Origin of the sequence: Fibrobacter sp. UWT2, assembly GCF_900142545.1 — a bacterium.
In the GTDB taxonomy this organism is placed as follows: Bacteria; Fibrobacterota; Fibrobacteria; order Fibrobacterales; family Fibrobacteraceae; genus Fibrobacter.
On sequence record NZ_FRBF01000011.1, the window covers coordinates 25168 to 39318 of the forward strand.

At 51.1% G+C, this 14151-nt stretch carries 12 protein-coding genes; 6 read left to right on the plus strand and 6 right to left on the minus strand.

Annotated elements, in window-relative coordinates; genetic code table 11:
- Nucleotides 1–14: 14 nt before the first annotated feature.
- Genes BUA40_RS08965 through BUA40_RS08980 form a run of 4 tightly spaced genes read right to left on the minus strand, consistent with a single transcriptional unit; the run spans nt 15 to nt 5777 of the window.
- Nucleotides 15–944 (minus strand): alpha-E domain-containing protein, encoded by a 930-nt coding sequence (locus BUA40_RS08965; protein WP_072800308.1) that lies wholly within the window; start codon nt 942–944, stop codon nt 15–17.
- 24 nt (nt 945–968) lie between these two features.
- A complete protein-coding gene (locus BUA40_RS08970) occupies nt 969–2459 on the minus strand; it encodes a circularly permuted type 2 ATP-grasp protein (protein WP_072800309.1) in 1491 nt (496 codons plus the stop codon).
- 32 nt (nt 2460–2491) lie between these two features.
- Complete coding sequence (locus BUA40_RS08975) at nt 2492–3373, minus strand: transglutaminase family protein (RefSeq protein ID WP_072800310.1); 882 nt, start codon at nt 3371–3373, stop codon at nt 2492–2494.
- Nucleotide 3374: 1 nt separating this feature from the next.
- Entirely contained in the window at nt 3375–5777 is a 2403-nt protein-coding gene (locus BUA40_RS08980) for a circularly permuted type 2 ATP-grasp protein (protein ID WP_072800311.1), read from the minus strand.
- Nucleotides 5778–5974: 197 nt separating this feature from the next.
- Here BUA40_RS08980 and BUA40_RS08985 point away from each other — a divergent pair, with 197 nt between their 5' ends.
- The 4 genes from BUA40_RS08985 (at nt 5975) to BUA40_RS09000 (ending at nt 10127) form a co-directional block, all read left to right on the plus strand.
- Complete coding sequence (locus BUA40_RS08985; RefSeq protein WP_072800312.1) at nt 5975–7615, plus strand: acetolactate synthase large subunit; 1641 nt, start codon at nt 5975–5977, stop codon at nt 7613–7615.
- Nucleotides 7616–7870: 255 nt separating this feature from the next.
- Nucleotides 7871–8653: a DNA alkylation repair protein gene (locus BUA40_RS08990; RefSeq protein WP_072800313.1), complete on the plus strand. Its 783-nt coding sequence runs from the start codon at nt 7871–7873 to the stop codon at nt 8651–8653.
- A gap of 126 nt (nt 8654–8779) precedes the next feature.
- Nucleotides 8780–9451: a hypothetical protein gene (locus tag BUA40_RS08995; RefSeq protein ID WP_072800314.1), complete on the plus strand. Its 672-nt coding sequence runs from the start codon at nt 8780–8782 to the stop codon at nt 9449–9451.
- 16 nt (nt 9452–9467) lie between these two features.
- Nucleotides 9468–10127: a hypothetical protein gene (locus BUA40_RS09000; RefSeq protein WP_072800315.1), complete on the plus strand. Its 660-nt coding sequence runs from the start codon at nt 9468–9470 to the stop codon at nt 10125–10127.
- A gap of 192 nt (nt 10128–10319) precedes the next feature.
- On the opposite strand, the gene BUA40_RS09005 is transcribed toward BUA40_RS09000, so the two are convergent.
- Nucleotides 10320–10742 carry a TaqI-like C-terminal specificity domain-containing protein gene (locus BUA40_RS09005; protein ID WP_072800316.1) on the minus strand — a complete coding sequence of 141 codons (423 nt, stop codon included), beginning with the start codon at nt 10740–10742 and terminating at the stop codon, nt 10320–10322.
- Nucleotides 10720–11187: a hypothetical protein gene (locus BUA40_RS09010; protein WP_072800317.1), complete on the minus strand. Its 468-nt coding sequence runs from the start codon at nt 11185–11187 to the stop codon at nt 10720–10722. The genes BUA40_RS09005 and BUA40_RS09010 overlap by 23 nt, the downstream gene beginning before the upstream one ends.
- Before the next feature lie 129 nt (nt 11188–11316).
- Here BUA40_RS09010 and BUA40_RS09015 point away from each other — a divergent pair, with 129 nt between their 5' ends.
- Nucleotides 11317–13236: a glycoside hydrolase family 30 protein gene (locus BUA40_RS09015; protein ID WP_255369263.1), complete on the plus strand. Its 1920-nt coding sequence runs from the start codon at nt 11317–11319 to the stop codon at nt 13234–13236.
- Between the two features lie 92 nt (nt 13237–13328).
- The gene (locus tag BUA40_RS09020) at nt 13329–14093 is read left to right on the plus strand and encodes a hypothetical protein (RefSeq protein WP_072800318.1); all 765 of its coding nucleotides are present in this window, start codon (nt 13329–13331) and stop codon (nt 14091–14093) included.
- Nucleotides 14094–14151 lie beyond the last annotated feature (58 nt).

Sequence of the window (14151 nt, forward strand, 5' to 3'; positions counted from 1 at the left end):
AATACAAGGCTGCTCTAGCAGAAAAAATCCTTCCAGATTTGAGTTCCAAGTTCGCTTAAGCGGATTTGGACTTTTTCGATATGCTCATGAAGCCCCTGGTCGATGATTTCTTCGATGGTGGTGAATGCAATGTCGGAACGCAACTTTCCCAAGAGGCGGATAGATTCCGCCTTGCCTTTGACAGGATAGGCAATATTCTTGAGGCACAGCTCCGCTTTTTCTAGGCAGTAGCGCAAGGAACGCGGAAAATCTTCGGAGAGCAGGAGAAATTCCGCGACGTTATGCGGCGTCACGTTCGAATTGCGGCGATGGAACATTTCGTACGCGCCGACGCTCTTGAGAACGGCGTTCCACTGCACGGTATCGAGCGCCATGCCCACCATGCTCACGTCTGGGAGCAAGATGTAATACTTGACATCTAGAATACGCGAAGTCTGATCGGCGCGTTCGAGCAGGGTGCCGAGGTGCGTGAAGTTCCAGGCGACATCGTGATTCATTGTGCCCTGAATAATGCCCGCGGTGAGCTGGCTGAATTCCTTGACGCTATTGTAAAAGGCGTGTGGACCTGCCAACGCTTCTTTAGGCATTTCGGGGTCGTTCAGTTTCAGATAGAACTGGTTGATGGCAATCCACAGTTCCGAAGAAATCCTTTCGCGGACGCAGCGGGCGTTTTCACGGGCCGCCCCGACGCACGAAATGATACTATTCGGATTTTCCTTGTCGAACGTCAAGAACATGAGCGCGTTTTCGATGGAAACGTGGGCGTATTTTTTGAAGAATGCGTCTGCGTTGCCGGCAATCTGGATTACCGGTTCCCAGGGGCGTTCTTCGCCGGGTAAGTCCAGTTGGAGCTGGAGGTTCACGTCGATGCTTCGCGCGACGTTTTCGGCACGTTCAATATAGCGGGCAAGCCAATAAATGGAATTTGCGACTCTACTTAACATATTCTACTTCCTACTTCTAAATTCCTATTGTTGTTGCTGCTGTTCCATCCAAAGTTTAGCTTGGCCAAGTTCGGGGGCTTTCTCGTTTTCGGCGATGACCCAAGTGTCCTTGCATCCGCCGCCCTGCGAACTGTTCACCACGATAGAACCCTTGCGGAGCGCCACGCGGGTGAGGCCACCGGGGAGAATGTAAGTCTCTCGCCCTTGTACAATGTAGGGGCGCAAGTCCACATGGCGACCTTCGAAACCGCCATCGACAATGCAAGGCACGCGGCTGAGCGAAATCATGGGCTGCGCAATGTAGTTACGCGGGTTCGCAATAATCTTGCTCTTGAACGCCTCACATTCCTCCTTCGTCGATTTTGGACCGACGAGCATGCCGTAGCCACCGGATTCGCTGGCGGCCTTGACGACCATGTTTTCGATGTGGTCTAACACATGTTGCATGTGCTTCGGGTTTTCGCATACAAATGTCGGCACGTTCGGGATGATCGCCTCTTCACCGAGGTAGTACTTGATAATCTGCGGCACATAGGTGTAAATCGCCTTGTCGTCGGCAACGCCGCAGCCGGGCGCGTTTGCAAGAGCTACGTTTCCGGCCTTGTAGGCTTCAATCAGTCCGGGCACGCCGAGACAGGAATCCGGGCGGAAAACCTTCGGATCCAGGAATTCGTCATCGACACGGCGATAAATCACGTGAACCTGCTTGAGGCCGCGCGTTGTGCGGGCGTAGACTTTCTTGTTTTGCACTACGAGGTCGTCACCTGTCACGAGGTCCACGCCCATCTGCTGTGCCAGAAAAGAATGCTCGTAGTAAGCCGAATTGTAGATGCCGGGCGTTAACACAACGACCTTGGGCGATGCTGTAGAATCGGCCAAGTATTCCAACGCATGGCGCAGACGGGTGCAGTATTCGTCTACGGGTCGAATGGAACAGTTGGAAAATACCTGCGGGAACGTACGCTTTAGAATCTGACGGTTCTGCAACACGTACGAGACACCACTCGGGCATCGCATGTTGTCTTCGAGTACATAGAATGTGCCGTCGGTATCGCGCACGAGGTCGGTACCGGTAATGTGAGCCCAGATTCCCTTGGGCGGCACAAAACCTTCCATCTGCGCTCTGTATGCGGTGCAGGTGTTGATGAGGCTTTCGGGCACAATCTTATCGCGCAAAATTTTGCGGTCGTTGTAGATGTCCGTCAAGAAGCAGTTCAGCGCTTCTGTACGCTGTTTGAGGCCTGCTTCGAGGTGTTTCCAGTCGTCGGCGCTTACAATACGCGGGATAACGTCAAAGGGGATGATTTTGTCTTTGCCGTCCTTGTTGCCGTAAACCGCGAATGTAATTCCGTTATCGTAAAACGCAGATTCTGCAATGGTTTGACGGCGTTGCAGTTCTCCTTCGGGAAGCTCATTGATTTTCGTAAACAACGGCTCTGCTGCCGGGCGGGGAGTCCCGTCAGGTAAGCAAAGCTCATCGTAAAAGCCTTCGGTGTCGTAGTTTCCAAATCGCATGTTTTATTTCCTTATGCTTTTAGGTTTTCTTCTCATTCATCCCTAAGGTCCACGTTTACGGACACTTTCAAGGTATGCTCGCCACCTCCGGTGATGACACCCTTTAACGGACTTACATCTCCGAAGTCTCTACCCCAGGCGAGTATAATGTGCTCGCAACCTCCAAGCACATTGTTGGTGGGGTCTAGTTCTACCCAGCCGTGGCCGGGAATGTAGGTGCTGACCCAGGCGTGGGTCGCGTCGGCTCCGACAAGTTTTGGTTGCCCTTCGCAGGGGTGAGTGCGGAGGTAACCGCTCACGTAACGGCAGGGCAAATGCAGCGAACGCATGCAGCCGATCATCAGGTGCGCAAAGTCTTGGCAGACGCCTTTTCTACCGCGCAAGATTTCCTGTGGCTGCGCACCGATTCTTGTTGCCCCTGGTGTGTACTTGCAGTCCGTGTAGATTCTCGTCATCAGTTCAAAGGCGGCGTCAAAAATGGGACGGCCCTGCTGAAAACTTTCGAGTGCGTAATTGCGGACCGATTCGTCAAACTTGGCGAAAGGGGAGGCGTAGGCGTACATCGCGGCGTCTAGCGTTTCGTCGCTTATCGGGCGTTCCAAAAGTTTTGCGACATCTTCCCATTTCATTGTTTCACCTTGTTTTGGCGGTTCTTCTTCCTGAACGTCTACGATGCCAGTCGTTTTGAATCTAAAGTGCGTGTGTTCCTGCTCGATACTGAAAGCCAACACCTTGTTCCCGAAAATGTCGAGGCGTTCCTGCTGTATCGTTGGATTCGGATCCACTTCGATGCTGTGACTAATCCAGTTCTGTCGGCTGACGGTTCGCGGGAGCATGTGGGCGAGGTGGTTGCTGTAAAGAACGGGAAGGCGGTAGTCGTAGACAGTTTCGTGATCAACTTGGTAAATGGGCATCTTAAACCTCCGACACGTCTGTGGTTGTGGCGTGGAAAACGCCTGCGCGTGGGGCGTGGCTTAAGTAGAGCCTGTTTACGATTTCGGCAATCCGTTCAATGGATTTTATCTGAGTTTCTACAAGTCTTATGAGGTTCTCCCTTTTGTTATCAACGGTTTCTGCAAGTTGTTCAATGTTCGCGAGGCGAAGTTCGGCGAGTACACGCATCAGTTCGCGGTCCAGCGGCGAGAATGTCGCTTCGCTCTGGTCGTTGCCGGGCAAGTGCTTCGCGGCTTTCCGCAGTTTTGCCACCTGGTAGGCGACGCTTCGCGGGTTGGATTCGTCTGACAAAAGCAAGTCGATGACGGGTACAACTTGCAATCGTCCTCCATAGCGGCGGTGGTATGTCATGAGCCCGTCGCCGATTTCGAGAATCGCTTGCAGCAAGCGCAAGTTCGTCATCTCGTCGGTAGGAGCCGTATAAAGCAGGCTACTGACCAGTTGCAAGGTGCGGATGGCGCATTCGATTTCACGACCGAGTTCCAAGAAGCGCCATTCGTGGCCGCGCGTCATGGAATCCGCTGCAAGCCCGGCCACCGCAGCGCTGTCCGAAAGCACTTCCTTTAGGTAAGGCAACAGCGCTGCCGCACCTGTTCCCGCCGGCATTTCTGCAATTCCAAATCCGTTCAGATAAAGCCATAAATCCTCTGAAATTCGGTCCCGCAACTGCATGCCGAGTTCTCGAATTTCCGTCAGCACACATTGCATGCCGTTCTTGTTGTCCTTGCGCAAGATAAAGTAACGGAGTGCGTTTTCGGGATCTTGCGCGAGCCTGGACTGCGATTCGTCTGTAAGCCCTGCCTTCAGTATCCACGGCAATTCCGGCATGTCCATCCAAGATTCGTCCGAAAGCCTCACCGCGATGCCTCTTGCAATACGGGCCATCATGTTCGATGCCGACAATGCTCGCCCCAGCCGGAACAAGTTCTCGGCCGCACGGCTAGGCAAGTCGCCTCCAGCTCTCGACGGCGTGATTGACTGGCCGGCAGGAGCGAGCAATGAAAAGTTTGCTACGGGCCTTTCCGAAAGCACCCAGATGTCTTTTTCACCAAGTCCATTGTCCAAAATCCCGAGGCCGCCCGGCATCACCGATGTTTCCTTTGCCGTGTTGACGGCAAAGAACCGCATTAGCGAAGGCACCGGAGTGAAATCCCCATGGTATGCGTAAACGGTCGAAACCTCCATGGATCTTTCGGCTACCCATTGTTCAGGCGCATTCTCGATTGCTTGCAATAGGGCGAGCTGTGCCGTTGTTGTCATTGTTGCATAAGTTTTGCATTCGGCCTCCTTGAAGCTTCCGCTATCGCGAAAGGTTTTCTTGAAAATCCATTTTTCAGGCTCTGCCAACACACGCTCCGCATCGGCCGCGTTCCCGAGCCAAAGTGTTTTCACATCGCGCAATAGCAGTTCTTCGCCTAAAAGCTCGCGGCAAATCTTCGGCAAAAATGGCTTGAACAGGGGCGTTTCCAGAACGCCTGTCCCGAGGAAGTTCGCGATGGCCACATTTCCGGCGCGGACAGAACTGATTAAGCCCACGGCACCTTCGCCGCTGTCAATTCGCAACTCCAACGGATCGCACATGCCGTCTTCTACTCGGCGGAATATAGTTCCAATCTTTTTGAGTCCCATGAGCGTCTTCATGTACACTTGCATATTGCGGATTGCGAGGTCGTCGTTTTCGACAAGCGGAATTCCCAAGTAACGGGCAATCACGGCGTCTTCGGCGCGACGCGGATTGTCTGGGCTCGATGCCAAGAGAACCACCTTGCTGGTTTCGCCTTCACTTCCGATATTTTTGTGCATGGCGTCTAGGCCATCTATCAGCTTCTTGAAAAATCCTGCCAACCGTTCCGTTTGCATGCTGCGGAACAGTTCCGGGAAAGCACGACTCACGCCAATGCGGTTTTCTAGCGCACGTCCCAAGCCTTCGGGCACTTGCAAATGGTCTGCCATTGCCACGAAAGATCCGTCTTTGAGCCTTGCCACATCGGTCGCCGTCAGGTTCACGAAAACATCGTCAACCGGGTGTACTTTCCATACAACCTGTAAAAAGTCCGGGTTCGCGAATAGCAGCGCGGCGGGCAATTTGCCTTTTTTCCAAAGACGTTGTTCGCCATAAATATCTTTTGCGAGTGTGTTGAATAGTCTTGCCCTTTGCGCGACGCCCGCTTCTAGCGTTTTCCATTCTTCTGCCGTAATCACGAGGGGAATCGGGTCTGTTCCTTTGTGGTTGCCTCCCATGCTCGACGAAAGATCGTTTTCGTCAAGAACGTTATGCAAACGCCTGCAACGGTGCTCAAACTCCTCTTTCGAAAATGCCGAAATGGATTTGATAAAAGTGTCTTCTGTCTCTATGCAGTTCATACATCTAATAAGTGCAAGAACTGTGCCAATACTGTTATTGACTATAATCGGGCAAATTTTGTTACAAGACTTGTAATTATTTCAAATTTCGTTCAAAATAAGGCGGGATTTTCTAGTAAAACCAACTCTTTTCTTGTTGGCATGATTATTGCAAATGTTGTGCGGATAAATATTGAGAATGGATAAAGAAATCGTTTATGAATACTGCTGAGGTTTTGATTAAGTCGCTCGAAAGTGAGGGCGTCAAGTACATTTTTGGAATCCCGGGCGAAGAAACCCTGGAACTGATGGAGGCTATCAAAAAATCGTCCATTAAGTTTATCGCGGTCCGCCATGAGCAGGGCGCTGCGTTTATGGCAGATGTCTATGGGCGTCTAACGGGGAAGGCGGGTGTATGCCTTTCGACGCTAGGGCCGGGGGCCACGAACCTTGTTACGGGTGTTGCCGATGCAAATTCCGACGGTGCTCCGCTGATTGCGATTACGGGGCAGGTGGGAACGGAGCGTATGCACCTGACAAGCCACCAGTATTTGGATTTAGTGAACATGTTTACGCCGATTACCAAGCGCAGCAAACAGGTGGTGCGTCCGGATACGGTGAACGAAATTGTGCGCATCGCGTTCAAGTATGCTGAAATGGAAAAGCCGGGGGCATGCCTCATCGACTTGCCGTGCAATATTGCCGCGATGGATGTGGTTGGCGAAGTTGCTCAGACTCCGCTAAAGCACCATCGTGAAAATACGGAATACGCAAGCCGCGACGCGATTCAGGCTGCTGCAAAGGTTTTTGCGAATGCCGAGCGGCCCGTGATATTGGCGGGGCATTCCGCCGTGCGAAATAATGCATCAAAGGCGTTGACATCGTTCGCGTCTTCGGCGAAGATTCCCGTGGTGACGACCATGATGGCGAAAGGCGTGATCCCTTGCGACAACCCGTATTCGATGCGGTGTATCGGTATCCCGCAGAAGGATTACCAGAACTATGTGATGGAACATGCGGATCTTGTGATTGCAGTAGGTTACGATGTCGTTGAATACGCCCCCGTAAAGTGGAACCCCGAAGGCGACAAGAAAATTATTCATATCGACGAATCGCCGAACCATGTGAACAAGTTTTATCAGCCTGATGTAGAAGTCATTGGCGATATTTCTGCATCGCTGAATGAACTGTGCGGGCTTTGCCCCAACACCAAGGCTCCGGAATGGGCGCTACGCATTCGCGAGATGATGGTGGCTGACCATTCCCGCTACGATTGGGACAACAGTTTTCCGCCGAAACCCCAGAAGGTGCTCCACGACATTCGGCAGGTTATGGGCGAAGATGATATCTTGCTCTCGGATGTGGGGGCGCACAAAATGTGGATCGCGCGGCAGTACAACTGCTACCATCCGAATACCTGTATTATCTCGAATGGTTTTGCAACCATGGGGATTGCGGTGCCGGGCGCCCTTGCGGCAAAGCTTTTGAATCCGGACAAGAAAATCCTTGCGGTCACGGGTGACGGCGGCTTTATGATGAACAGTCAGGAATTGGAGACTGCTTATCGAGAGCACATTCCGTTCGTGACGCTAATCTTTACCGATGGCAGTTACGGCCTCATCAAGTGGAAACAGGAAGAACGCTACGGCGATAGCTATGCGGTCGAATTCACGAATCCGGATTATGTCAAGTATGCAGAATCCATGCACCTGAAGGGCTACCGCATCGAACGCACGGAAGACTTGCCGGGAACCTTGCGCGAGGCCTTTGCACAGGATGTTCCCTGCATTATCGAATGTCCGGTGGACTATTCGGCGAACATGGAACTTTCTGAGTATCTGAAAAATTTGAAAATCTAGGAGAAAGATATGGGATACATTGATAGCCTTTTCACGGGACAATCGGATTTGTTTGGTGTAACCGTATCCGAATCTTCTCGTGCTCTTTCCGTCGACTGCGTTTCGGGACATCCTGCTGTGTACCGCCATCTGAAACCATGCAGTAATGTCGATGAGAGTGAATCACAGAAAAAGAACTCATAGTAAACCTCCTCACCTCAAAAACAAGAACCGCCGGTAGCGATACCGACGGTTCTTTTTATTATTTTATTGGGTATGACTCATGCCGAACTTGTCAAGCGCCTGTTGGCTGAACAGGATTTGAAGTACCGCGACTTTCATGCGTCGCTGTTGCCGAACATCGACAAGAAATCGATTATCGGCGTGCGCGTGCCCACAATGCGAAAAATTGCGAAGGAGTTTGTGGATTCGGCGGTGAAGGGGGCAGCGAAGGGCTCAAAAATCATGCCGAAGGATGTCGCGAACTTTTTAGACAAGCTCCCGCACAAGTATTTCGAAGAAAATCAGGTGCACCTTTTTGCGGTGGAACGCATCAAGGACTTTGACGAATGCATGCGCCGTATCGAGCAGTTCTTGCCCTACATAGATAACTGGGCTGTATGCGACGGCAAATCGCCCAAAGTTTTGCTCAAGGATGAGGCTCGCTTTTACGCCAAGATTTGCGAATGGTTGAAGTCAAGCAAACCTTACACGGTGCGATTCGGCGTGAACATGCTCATGAACTTTTTCCTGGATGAACGCTTCAGCAAAGAACATTTGAAACTCGTTGCCGCTATCGATGAAAATCTTTTCGACGACGATTCGACTGGGGCTGCGCAGACTTCGGTGAATGCCGCCCGCCCCACTGACCGCTACTACGTGCAAATGGTAATCGCTTGGTACATGGCGACCGCCCTCGCCAAGCAATGGGACGCAACATTCCCCTACATCAAAGGCCGTAAACTTTCGCCCTGGATTCACGCAAAATCCATCCAAAAAGCCTGCGAAAGCTACCGCATCACGCAGGAGCAAAAAGAAATCCTTCGCGGGTTGAAATAAAAATCCCATAAATAAAATTTGGAATAGCTGAATTTTTGTGCTCTTAAACACGACATTATTTGTCGCAGTCGTTATGTATTTTTAGTGAATAACGAAATTCACTAAAATTTTCAAACGAGAGCCATAATGACTAGGATTCTTTCACGCTCGCCGCGGTGGGATATTCTCCAGAATTTCTACCGCGACTTCGATAACGGCCGCAAGCGCGACTGTGTTGAAAAGTGGAAAAAGGAAGTGCCCCAAAGCAGGCTTGAACGCGATCTTTTCGAAACCAAGATTCACATTGAATTTCTGAATGACCGCCACGAAAAACTGAACAAGGAATTCCGCTGGACCTACGCGAATATGAAAAAGTTCATTGCGCTCGACCAGCGTTTCAGGGAATTACATCGAAGTATTGCCCGCACCTTCGAGGCGACAAAGAAAGACATTGCCGCACTCAACGCGCAAAAACACAAGTGGTATAGGGAATACGAACTTGAATCGGAAATCTGCCCTGCAAACGACTGGGACATTCCTGGCGAACACGAATACATCAGCGATTTGCTTTTTTGGTATGCCAATTGGGGCTCCATCAATACCTGCTCCAACACGAACGAACACTATTCCGAACGCCACAAGGTCTACCTCGTTCCCGCTTGGAAACAAATGCAATTCGTCGACAAGTTCGTCAAAGACGGCGTCTCCTGGGAACTCGACTCGCTCCTCTACGACAGCGAATCAAGCCTCTACACCTTCCACGACATTGTCCGTATGAAACCGGAACAATTCGAAGTGTGCTACACATTGAGATTTTAAACAAAAGCGAGGTTCTATGAGAAGACGATACATTTATCAGCTGGCGGCAACGATTCTGCCGAATGGGTTAGGCTACGACACTGTCGATCACGACCTGGGAATTTTCACGTCGCTACGCACCGCCAAAAAAGTTCTGCGGGATTACGTCAAGGGCGGAGATTTCTATTGCCCGGTCTATAGCTTTTCCATCATGTACCTGCCCGTCGACAACGATCTGGATTATGAATCCGATAGGCAAATCAACGTCTATTCGCCCGATGGCAAATTGCAGCTTTCGGAATTCAACATGATGTCCTGTAACGGCGCTTGGAGCAAGAGCCTGAATATAGACCTTCGCGCCGTCATCGACATAGGCCCTGGCAAAAAGCCGTATTTCACGCTGTACAACCATTGGAAACGAGGACTCGCGACCAAGTGCGCACGCATCTCCTTTCTGGAACCCAAATACGAACTGGGCTCCTCGTACAACAAATCCGTCTGGTTCCTGGACGACAACGAGAAAAAGATGCTCATGAAGTTCCTGAAAACAAAATGCAGGAGCATCTTTAGCGACAAGTGCACGAACAACTGGATGAGCGTCATCGGAGCGTTCAACAACGAAGTCCAAGGTGACGATGATGGCCGCATTCTGCCCTACGATTTACCCATCCCGAATTACAACAAATTGGAACCGTAGTGAGAAAATGCCTTTGGGCGTTCCCCGGCCAAATCGATGTGTCATCCTGAGCGGAGTGCAACGGAGTCGAAGGATCTAGCCGGGTCGGGCCATACTCGTACGCCGCTAACGGCGCACTCACCGAGCCTTGCTTACGCAAGTCTCGTCCCTTCGGGTAACTGTCCCTAACGCAGAATGCGATTACGGATTTGGTTAACAGCTTTCAACAATTTTTATTTCTTCTTCTGTCAATCCGTATAAATCATAAACAATCGCATTTATCTGCGAATCAAGAATTTCTATGCGCTTTTCAATAAGTTTTTTGTCTGCGTCAGATTTTGTGGTTGATAATTGCTTATGTGTAGAAAGCTGTTGATTAGCTAATGATGATAGTTTTGTGGCTTTTGATTCATCTAGTTTTGCAATAGGAAATGGTTGAAGGTATTTTGTTTTAAAGCAGAAAAAACCTCCTCGTAAAACATAACCCGTTTGCGAAAGAAAAAACCAAAGCAACTTTGAATTCAATAAAGCTAAATATGCTTTTGTGTTTACACAATGTTTTTCATCAAATAGTATGGTATAACATTTAGTATTATGATATAAATTTTCTGTATCATAGGTCAGAATCTTCTTCAAAAGTAGGCGGGGTTCCCGCAAAAAGGATTCGTGAATTTAAATCTTGTGCGAGCTGTTCCACGGCCTTCTTTTCGTTTGCGGGCAGGCTCTTTTGGATTTTTTCGAGCAAATCCGTGACGGTCTCGCTTGCGGCGGGGTACATGTTCGCAATGCGCTGCAGGAACACGAAATGCAGCATCGTGTTTTCAAAATTCGGGAACAACAGATTGTCTGCTGATTTAACAGCTGATTGATAGCGGAAAGCGCGTTGGTCGCTTAATACGCGGATATAGGCGCCCCCATTGGCAGAAGTCAGCGTTTGCATATCGCGCTGCACGTTGCGGCGCTCGTTTTCGGGAATCTCCAGCGCCTCCATCAAGTCACTGACGGAATAGCTCCTGCTCGGATTCGAAATCAGAAGCGCAAATAATTGTAATACACGGTCTGCGCGGGTAATATCTGCCATAAAATACCTCTACGTTTAAATATATATGCTTACTGCGACAAAAGATGTCGCGTTTACGACTATTTTTTGAAAAACACCCCGAAAAGTCCACATTTGACATTTAGTCATTTTGGGGGTATATTTAGGGGTATGATGGGTATTGGTAAAGATTTTAAAGTCTCGTGCGTGGCCCTTGCCGCGTTCTGTTTAGCAGGTTTATTTGTCCCTGCACATGCACAAACTAAGGTCGTTGTAGACCCGGGCAAGCGCTACCAGGTTTTCGAAGGTTGGGGTTCCAGTCTTTGTTGGTGGGCCGTGAAGGCGGGCGCCTGGAGCGAGGCGAATCGTAGCAAGTTGATTGGTGCGATCGCGGATCCTGATACGGGTCTTGGCTACACGATTTTCCGTTACAATATTGGCGGCGGCGACCAGCCGGGGCATAATCACCTCACGAAGGGTGATGGCGCCGCGGCGGTGCCCGGTTACAAGACTACCGAAGGTGGCGATTTTGACTGGACGGCGGACCCGTACCAGCGTAACATTGCGTTTGAACTTGCGAAGCGCGTGAAGGACCCGATTTTCGAGGCGTTCAGCAATTCGCCGCCGTGGTGGATGACCAAGAGCGGCTGCGTTTCGGGCGGCAACAATGGCGCCGACAACTTGAAAGAAGACTACTTCGACGATTTTGCCGACTACCTTTCCGAAGTGGCGCTCCACTTTAAAAAGGAATGGGGAATCACGTTCCGCACGGTGGAACCATTTAACGAGCCGAGTGCCGGCTGGTGGAAGGCGAACGGTGACCAGGAAGGTTGCGGCTTCAAGAGTAATCAGTCGAAGATGATTGTGGAACTCGGCAAGGCGCTCGTTGCGAAGGGCCTGTTCCCCGAAACCTCGGTGAGTGCTGCCGACGAGACGAACATCGGTGATGCCCTGAACCAGTTCAACGGTTACAGCAGCGAGGCGCTCTCTTACATGTTTCAGGTGAATACGCACAGCTATTCTGGCGGCGAGAATCGCGCGAAGCTGTTTAATGCGGCGTTCGCCAAGAACAAACGCGTGTGGCAATCCGAAACGGGCCCGCTTCACAAGAGCGGCGACGAGAATATTGCGCTCTGGATGGCGGGCGTGATTCTTGCGGACCTGCGCGACATGAAGGCAAGCGCCTGGGTGGATTGGCAGATTGGCGATCCGGCGGAAAACTGGCGTAGTCTCGCGCTGAACCACAGCAAGCAGACTTTCAGCCCGAACGCGCGCTACTATATGCATGCGGCTTTCAGCCGCTACATCCGCCCGGGTTCGCGTATTATCGACAGCGATAACGGCAACACGCTCGCGGCGCTGCGCGAAGATGGCGCCTTGGTGCTCGTGGTTCGCAACAGCGGCACGAGCGACGTGAAGTATGAATTCGACTTGCGCGGGTTTGATAAAATCGGCGCAAGTGCGAAGGTGGTGCGGTTTGAATTGCCGGGCAGTTTGAAGGCGCAGTCCGATATCGCGGTGTCGGGTAAGACGCTTTCGATGACGGCGCCTGCTCAGACGATTACGACGATGGTCATTGACGGCGCCGAAGGTGGCGTCTGTAAGCCGGATACAATTATCCCGTACGTGAAGGTGCATGACGGCGGCTGGAACGAGACGACCGATGTTCAAGTGAATAAGGGCGACTCGCTGGTGATTGGCCCGCATCCGTGGGAAGGTGGCCGCTGGGTTTGGAGTGGCCCGAACGGATTCGCTTCGACTGATCGCGAAATCCGCTTCAAGAATCTTGACGGAAAATCGAGCGGCTACTACAAGGCGGTCCACACGAATGCTTCGGGCTGCGAAGCCTCCGTAACCATCAAGGTGGTGGTCGATGACCCGGAAAATCCGTTCGTAGAACCGGATACGACTCAGGAAGATTCGACGACGGCAATCAGGAACCGCAATCTTGCCAGCTTCGAAATTGGGCCGAACGAACCGATTCAGGTCTTTGACATGCAGGGACGATTCTTGGGCAAATCGCTCAAACTTGCTCCGGGAATGTACCTTGTCCGTCAGGGATTTCGCTTGCAGCAGGTCCGAATCAAATAGTATTACGCCATTATCAAGTGGTATTACGTCATTATTTTGCAAAAAACGAAGAGCTTTCTTATAAAAAGCGTAAATTTTGCTATCCTTTATTTATGCTTTTACAAACAACAGCTCAAAAAATCGCTTTTTCTGTCCTCGCCCTGTTCCTCCTCATTACCACAGGCAAGGATTGGTTTGACTTTTATTCCTGCGGCGCCGTAAGCCAGTGCCTCTCTGATGCGGGCACCCTGCAGCTCTACACCAAGTCGGTCATGACGACCATGCTCACGGTGCTTGCCTTTGTGGCGGCACCGAGCGCCTTCTCTAGCCGAGATGGCAAGCTGCTGCGTGCGGCGTTCGTGCTCTCGCTATTGGCTGACTACAGCTTCAGTCTGCTCAAGGCAACCGTTGCCGATGCGGGAACCCTCAGCACCGTTCTCGGTATCACCTTCTTCATGGTGTTCCAGACCATCTTGATTTACAGACATTCCCGCAAGTCCGAAGCAGACAAGAGCCTCCCCAAGATTTACTGGTTGTTGGCCGTGGCTGTTATCGCAGGCATCGCCCTGATTGCTACGGGCACCTTGAGCCTCACCGTGGCCGTTGTCGTGGTTTATGGCGTGTTTGTCATTACCTCGGTGGTCGTCGGTATTCTGGCGCCACGCAAAGGTTATTTCCCGACTATGAATGCAAAACTGATCCGTTGGGGCATGATTGCCTTCTTCTTTGGCGATGTGTGTGTCGGACTTTCGATGGTCACGGGTGATGACCACAGTGCTTTGCAGTCGGTTGCCGAAATTGCAAACAATATCATTTGGTGGTTGTATGTGCCGGCACAGCTCATGCTGATTCGCGCCTGCGTCAAGCCGAAAGCATAAAAAAAGGCATTCCTCACGGTGGAACACTCGAAGCTACTCATCTAAAAATGATAGCAGT